Annotated in this window: 1 protein-coding gene; it reads right to left on the bottom strand. The window is 40.4% G+C overall.

Annotated features, from left to right (window positions below; genetic code table 11):
* The coding region (locus tag ABD296_RS49970) for a POTRA domain-containing protein (protein ID WP_344285707.1) at positions 1–584 on the bottom strand (584 nt) is incomplete at both ends.

Raw genomic sequence — 584 nt, 5'->3', positions numbered from 1 at the left:
CACCAGCACCAGTAAATTCAATTTTTTGTTCATTAATCCGTACTGGTTCATTTGGCGTTACATTAACGCGTACGCGACTGGCACTTAACTTTTCAAAACGAAACTCAGCATTGTAATAACCTACAGCTTGAGCAGCCTGATTACTTAAGCTCCTAAGTTGCGGTAGCGCTGCATTAAAATCTTCAAATGATTCTTGGGTAAATGTAGATAATTTACCTTTGATATTTTTAGCTAAATCATCTGGCGCACCCGTAACCTCAGCAGTAATACGGGGTATCTGCTCCATTGGAATTACCCGAGGTGGACGGATTTTATTGAATATACGTCTAAAGAAACCTTTTTCTTCGGGTGGCTCTTCAACGGCAGCAGTAAGCTCAGGTAAAGTTTTTCCTGTTTCATTGGCTTCAACCACAATCTTACTATCAGATTGAATCTCATGCATGAGCTGGTCAATATTTACAGGGGCCTGATTAATTTCATGTAATTCTGCTTGTGATGCGTCATTCACCACCATTTCTGGTTGTTTTTGCGTACCATTTTGGAAGTTTTGAGCCTCGTTTTTTGCCTCTTCTGCTACCCGATAA

This window comes from Actinomadura napierensis (genome assembly GCF_039529375.1).
GTDB lineage: Bacteria > Actinomycetota > Actinomycetes > Streptosporangiales > Streptosporangiaceae > Spirillospora > Spirillospora napierensis.
Note: the sequence above shows the minus strand (reverse complement) of the source record. Positions and strands in the feature narration are given on the sequence as shown.